Here is a 6,201-nt window from a genome sequence, read left to right as displayed (position 1 = left end):
CGGCGCCCGCGGGCGGCGCGTCGCGAGCGCCGGCCGTGGACCGTCAAGGCGACGTTGCGCGCCGCATTCGCGATCCTGCTCGCCGGCACGCTGGCGATCGGCATGTTTTCGCTCTGGCAGATCAGCCGGCTGAATGCGTCGATCGCGTCCGTCTACGAGCAGGGTCACGTCGCGAGCCGCGCGGCCGAGGAGGTTCGGGCCGAAGTGCTGCGTGCGAGCCGTGCCCAGAAGATGCTGCTGACCGCGACCACCGCGAAGGAACGCAACGAGCTGGGCGCAGACGTGGGCGCCGGGCTCGCGTCGATCGGCCAGGCGCTCGGCACGCTGCAGCGCTATGCGGATCCGGCCGACGTCGACGATTCGGCGCGGCTGCGCGCATTCTCGACGGCGGTCGGCGCGTGGAGCGCGCATCTGCGCGATTTCGTCGCGCTCGTGCAGGCACAGCCGCTCGACCTGTCGCAGATGAGCTGGCAGGTCGGCACGCAGGACGTGTCGCTGCTGGTCGAAACCGGCAAGCTCGAAAAACTGGTCGCCGAACTCGTGAAGACACGCGGTGCGAAGTCGAAGGCGACGCTCGATGCGTCCGCCACCATCTTCTCGTCGTCGTTCGCGATGATCGCGGCGATGACGGTTGCGCTGATCGTGCTCGCGATCGTCATCGCGGAGCGCGTCGTGCGCCGTCTCGCGTCGCAGCTCGGCGGCGAGCCCGCGCATGCGAAGGCGATTGCCGCGGACATCGCGCGCGGCGACCTGACGCGACCGATCACGCTGGGCCGGCACGACCGCGACAGCATGGTGCGTGCGCTGGCCGAGATGCAGACGGGGCTTGCGGCGACCGTCGGCGAGATCGCCGTCAGCGCCGAGGCGATCGCGGCCGCGTCGGGCGAGATTTCCACCGGCAATCTCGATCTGTCGAGGCGCACCGAGCAGCAGGCCGTTGCGCTCGAGCGCACCGCGGCCAGCATGGAGCAGCTCACGTCGACCGTACGGCAGAACGCCGAGAACGCGCGGCAGGCGAGCGCGCTCGCGGCCAATGCTTCGGCCGTTGCGGAGACGGGCGGGGAAGTCGTCGGGCGCGTCGTCGCGACGATGAGCGAGATCGACGACAGCGCGAAGAACATCCGCGACATCATCGGCACGATCGAGGGGATCGCGTTCCAGACCAACATTCTCGCGTTGAACGCAGCCGTCGAGGCCGCACGCGCGGGCGAGCAGGGGCGCGGCTTCTCGGTGGTCGCGGGTGAAGTCCGCCTGCTCGCGCAACGCGCGGCGACCGCGGCGAAGGAGATCCGAGCGCTGATCGGCGCGTCGGTCGAGCGAGTCGCGAACGGTGCGGCGCTCGCGCACGATGCGGGCCGCACGATGGGCGACGTCGTTCGCGCGGTCAAGCGCGTGACCGACATCATCGGCGAAATTTCCGCGGCATCGGACGAGCAGAGCGCGGGGATCGACGAGATCGGCCGCGCGGTCACGCAGATGGACGCCGGCACCCAGCAGAACGCGGCACTCGTCGAGCAGGCGGCCGCCGCGGCGAACGCGCTCGACGAGCAGGCGCAGGCCTTGAAGTCGCTGGTCGGGCGCTTTCGTATCGCGGCCTGACGCGGCCCGAGCGCCGCGCGGTCGCGGGCCGGCCACCCGCGACACGCGCAATCCGCCGCTCATCCGCCGGTGGGTGACAAAACCGGCAGTCACGCGCCGCGCGATCCCCTACAATGCGCTTCCACACAGCTGGGGACCAGAACCCGCGGCGCGCGCATCGACACCGGTGCGGCACTGCGCCGAGCGGGTCATTCATAACAATGACAACGACGATTTATCTGAGCGGATACCTGTGCATCCTCGTCTCCGCCGCGCTCGGCATGCGCACGCGCATGCCGCCGTGGCGGTGGCTCGCGGCGGGTATCGCACCGGCCGCCACGTTCGCCGTGCTGCGTGGCCGGACGGGCACCGACACGACGATTTACCAGGACATCATCGCCGGCATCTGGAGCGGCAACCTGAAGGTCGTACCGCGCACGCTCGAGCCGGGCTTCGTATGGCTCGTGCGCGCGCTCGAATGGGTCGGGCACGACCCGCGCATCGTGACGGCGATCCTGTCGCTGCTGATCGTCATCGCATGTGTCGTCGCGTTCGGGCGGACGGCCGAGGATGCGTGCGTGTTCGCCACGCTGATCTTTCCGTTGTTCTTCTACGACATGGCGATGAGCGGGCTGCGTTATGGCCTCGCGTTCTGCGCGGCCAAGATCGCGTCGGACGAATGGGCGCGCAGGCGGCATGGCGCGTCGATCGCGCTGGCGGCCGCGGCGGCCGGCATGCACGTGTCGGCGGTGCTGCTCGTCGTGCTGCTCCAGGTGCGGCGGCTGCGCCTGCTGCGTTATGCGGGGCTGGCGGTCGCGATCGGCGGCGTGCTGTTCGCGATGCACCACGACGCGTTGCTGGCGAAGTTCGGACTCTATGCGGCATTCACGCCGCCGGCACAGATGTCGGGCAGCGCACCGCTCGTGCTCGCGCTGCTGACCCTCGCGGCCGGCTGGGCGCTGCTTGCCCGCATGCCGCGCACGCTCGTGTTCCTGTTCGCCTGCGAGATCGCGAGTTTCGCGCTCGCGCGGGTCAGCTATGCGGGGCTGCGCTTCCAGTGGCTCGTGCTGTTCGCGATGGGCTGCCAGTTCGTGCCGCTGCAACGCGTGCCGTACGTGCGGCGCCCGTATGTGATCGCCGCACTCGTCGCGATCGGCGCCATCGGCTTTGCGATGCGGTTGCGCAACATGATCGGCGAAGCGGGGCTCGGCCCGTCGCCGTTCCTGCCTTACCGGTTCTTCTGGGAGTGACGCCGCCGGGCGGGATGCCGCCCGGCGCGCGTTGCGCTTACGACTTCTTCTGCTTGTCCGGATCGATGATGACCGTGCAGGTCGTACCCGCCGACAGCACCACGTCGGCCGGCACTTCGTCGATCCTGATGCGCACCGGCACGCGCTGCGCGAGGCGCACCCAGTTGAAGGTCGGGTTCACGTCCGCGACGAGGTCGCGGCTTTGCGGGTTGTCGCGATCGTAGATGCCGCGCGAGATGCTTTCGACGTGGCCCTTCATCACGCCGCCGCTCATCAGCCGCATTTCGGCCGGCGCGCCGATCTTCACGCGCGGCAGCTTGGTTTCCTCGAAGTAGCCGTAGACCCAGAACGAGTGGCTGTCGACGATCGCGAGCTTCGCCTGGCCGGCCACCGCATAGTTGCCCTTGAACGTCTGCAGGTTCGTGATGTAGCCGTCGACCGGCGCGACGACGCGCGTGCGCTCGAGGTTGAGCTTCGCGGCATCGAGCGCGGCGATCGCCTGCTGGTACTGCGCATCGGCGCTCGAGGCACTGTGCGCGGCGTTCTCGCGGTTTTCCTTCGACACGACGAGCGCATCGAGATCCGCGCGGCGCGCCGCGTCGTCGCGGCGCATCTGCAGTTCCGCGCGGCGGGCGGCGACGGCCGCCTGCGCCTGCTCGACCGCGATCTGGTAGTGCGACGGGTCGATCTGCATGATCAGGTCTCCCTTTTTCACGAGCTGGTTGTCATGCACGGGCAGTTCGACGATCGCGCCCGACACGTCCGGCGCGACGTTGACGATCTCGGCGCGCACGCGCCCGTCGCGCGTCCACGGATCGTCCATGTAGTGCACCCACAGCGAGCGCCCGATCAGGATCGCGACGAGAAGAATGACGGCGGTCGCGACGAAGCCGAAGAGTTTTCTGAGAATCATGATGGTTCGGAATCAACGGTAAACGGCAAGACTCAGTCCGCCGCAAATGCAGACGAGGAGGCAGGCCCGGAACAGCGACGGGTGCCAGACGAGACGGTAGAGGCCCGTATAGGCGAGCAGGCGGTCGACGGCCCAGGTCGCGAGCGCGCCGAGGACGAACATCAGCACCACCGTGGGCATGTAGGCATCGAGAATGGCGATTTCACGCGGCATCATGACGAGGCTCCTGGTTGGGGACGCACGGGGCGGTTGCGGTTGAGCGCGGCGAGCGGCGATTCGGGATCGAGCAGTGCCGTGCGCACGAAATGCAGATGGCTCAGGATGCGCTGCAGCCGGTGGCGTTCCTCGCGCGTCGGCGTGAATGCGTCGAGCGTCTGCCGGGTCGCGTCGATCGCATCGTTCACCGCGGCGAGCGTTGCATCGAAACGTTCGGCGTCCGGCCGCGCGAACAGCGACGACAGCGCGGCGCGCATCGTTTCGATCGCACGGCGCCACGGCGTCGTCGGCGCGTAGCGCGGGTCGGACGGCAGCGTTGCCAGCTCGTGGCGCAGGTCGATGGCCGCATTCCCGGTTTCGAGCACCGCGAACATCCAGCGCAGCGCGTCGCGCTGCACGTCAGGCTGGTCGGCCGACAGCGTGTGCGCCTGGTACATCAGGTCGCGCGCGCCGCTCTCGAAGCGCGTGCGCAGTCCGGCGAGCCGCGCGTGGCAGGCCGCGACGGCCTGGTGACGCAGGTCGGCGAACAGGCGTTTCTTGAGCCACGGCGCGGTCGGCGGGAACAGCACGGCGAACGCGATCGCCGAGACGAGCATCGACAACAGGAGCGCGAGCGCGTCGTTCATGAAGCTCGTGGGATCGTAGTGCGTGATGCTGTCGGGGCCGGCGAGGAAGCAGAAGAAGATCAGATAGCCCGCGCCGTAGCCGGCGAGCTTCGGCTTCAGCGACATGTAGATGCCGATCGCGAGCAACGGCGCGAGCGCCGCGCACAGCAGGACGAAGCCGTCGATCCGCGGGTAGATGCCGAACGTCAGCAGGAAGCCGGTGCAGACGGCCAGCGCCGTGCCCATCCCCATCTGCGCGGCCATCGCGGTCGGGCGCGGCGCCGACGACGCGAGCGCGCAGGTCGCCGCGGCGTTCAGCACCAGCATCACGCCGCTCGGCCACGCAGTCTCGATCCAGAACCAGCCGAGCGCGAGAATCACCGTCGCGGTGCGGATCCCCGCGATCGTGGCGGCCGTTTTGTTGGTGCGCGGCTCGTAGCGTTCGATCCAGCGTTCGCGCTCGTGCGTCGCGGTCGCGAGCGACGCATAGGTCGCCGCGTATTCCTGCAGGTCGGTGATGAAGCGGTACAGCAGTTCGGCGGCGGTATCGAAGTCGAGCAGCGGGAAGTCGGGCTGCGTTTCGAGTTCCGCGCGTGTCGCGCGGATACGGCGCGGGAGCGCGTCGCGCCATGCGAGCAGTTGCTCGGCCGAGTGCGCGGCGTCGATCGACGTGCGCACGGGTTCGCCATTGCGCGTGAGCAGCGGCGCGATCTCGCGGAAATACGGCTCGATTGCATCGATCGCGGCCTGCGCGCCGGCCGCGTGCAGCCGGTTCATCAGCTGGTGCAGCGCGTGAAAGCGGCTCGACGCGCTCATGAATTCGCTGTTCAGCCGCGCGAGGCGACCGCTGCGCATGCGCGTGTCCGGATCCTCGAACACGGCCATGCTGCGCGCGGCCTCGAAGCCGACCACGTCGGCGACGAAGCGCGTATGGATGGTCTCGATGTGCGCGCGGTCGAGCTGGCCCGACAGCGCCGACGCGACGTAGTCGACGAAGCTGCCGAAGCGCTTGCGCACCGTCGTGCGCATCTGCTCGCCCGTGTACCGAGGAAACACGAGCGCGCTGACGACGCCGGCCGACACGATCCCGATGATGACTTCGGAGACCCGCGTCATCGCGCTCATGAATGCGCCATCCGGGTGCTGCGACGCGGGCAGGCCGATCAGCGCGGTCGTATAGCCGGCGAGCAGGAAGCCGTAACTGCGGAAGTTGCGGTTGCGCGCGGCGCCGGCGGTGCACAGCGCGATCCACAGGGCGATCGCCAGCAGGAACAGCTGCGGCTGCTGCGGGAACAGCCCGACGAACGTGAGCGTCGCGATGAGCCCGAAGATCGTGCCGGCGACCCGATAGAAGCTTTTCGCGAGCACGGCGCCGCTTTGCGGCTGCATCACGATGAAGACGGTCGTCATTGCCGTTTTCGGCGCCGGCAGGTCGAGCCGCATCGACACGCCGAGCGCGATGAAGGCCGCGAGCAGTGCCTTGAACAGGTAGAGCCACGCGGCGCCGTCGGTGCGGGCCCAGTCGCCGAACGCGGCATACCCGGCCGCGAACGGACCGCCGGCGGTCGGGGAGAGGGGGGAGGAGGCTGACATGGCGTCGCTCCGGGTTACCGTGCGGCCGGCACGCCGGCGGCACCGG

The 6,201-nt window shown here is 69.1% G+C and carries 5 protein-coding genes; 2 read left to right on the top strand and 3 right to left on the bottom strand.

Going from position 1 to position 6,201, the window contains the following annotated elements; genetic code table 11:
- Both DPV74_RS38075 and DPV74_RS38070 read left to right on the top strand, forming a co-directional pair.
- On the top strand, positions 1-1,599 hold a 1,599-nt coding region (locus DPV74_RS38075), incomplete at its 5' end, for a methyl-accepting chemotaxis protein (RefSeq protein ID WP_257943138.1).
- A 200-nt stretch (positions 1,600-1,799) separates the two neighbouring features.
- On the top strand, positions 1,800-2,828 hold the full coding sequence (locus DPV74_RS38070; RefSeq protein WP_162923257.1) for an EpsG family protein: 1,029 nt from the start codon (positions 1,800-1,802) through the stop codon (positions 2,826-2,828).
- Positions 2,829-2,865: 37 nt separating this feature from the next.
- Here DPV74_RS38070 and DPV74_RS38065 read toward each other — a convergent pair whose 3' ends face one another.
- From DPV74_RS38065 to DPV74_RS38055, 3 genes are read right to left on the bottom strand one after another with little or no spacing between them, the layout of a single operon-like run.
- A complete protein-coding gene (locus DPV74_RS38065; protein WP_014897260.1) occupies positions 2,866-3,741 on the bottom strand; it encodes an HlyD family secretion protein in 876 nt (291 codons plus the stop codon).
- Between the two features lie 12 nt (positions 3,742-3,753).
- Positions 3,754-3,957 (bottom strand): DUF1656 domain-containing protein, encoded by a 204-nt coding sequence (locus DPV74_RS38060; RefSeq protein ID WP_011351756.1) that lies wholly within the window; start codon positions 3,955-3,957, stop codon positions 3,754-3,756.
- Positions 3,954-6,155, bottom strand: coding sequence for an FUSC family protein (locus tag DPV74_RS38055; protein ID WP_119339063.1), 2,202 nt, complete (start codon positions 6,153-6,155; stop codon positions 3,954-3,956). Before DPV74_RS38055 ends, DPV74_RS38060 begins: the two co-directional genes overlap by 4 nt.
- Positions 6,156-6,201 lie beyond the last annotated feature (46 nt).

This window comes from Burkholderia sp. HAN2018 (genome assembly GCF_024704855.1).
GTDB classification, from domain to species: Bacteria; Pseudomonadota; Gammaproteobacteria; order Burkholderiales; family Burkholderiaceae; genus Burkholderia; species Burkholderia cepacia.
Note: the sequence above shows the minus strand (reverse complement) of the source record. Positions and strands in the feature narration are given on the sequence as shown.

Coding starts and splice junctions, on each gene's coding strand:
- DPV74_RS38070 (WP_162923257.1), top strand. CDS start 1,800: ATGACAACGACGATTTATCTGAGCGGATACCTGTGCATCCTCGTCTCC.
- DPV74_RS38065 (WP_014897260.1), bottom strand. CDS start 3,741: ATGATTCTCAGAAAACTCTTCGGCTTCGTCGCGACCGCCGTCATTCTT.
- DPV74_RS38060 (WP_011351756.1), bottom strand. CDS start 3,957: ATGATGCCGCGTGAAATCGCCATTCTCGATGCCTACATGCCCACGGTG.
- DPV74_RS38055 (WP_119339063.1), bottom strand. CDS start 6,155: ATGTCAGCCTCCTCCCCCCTCTCCCCGACCGCCGGCGGTCCGTTCGCG.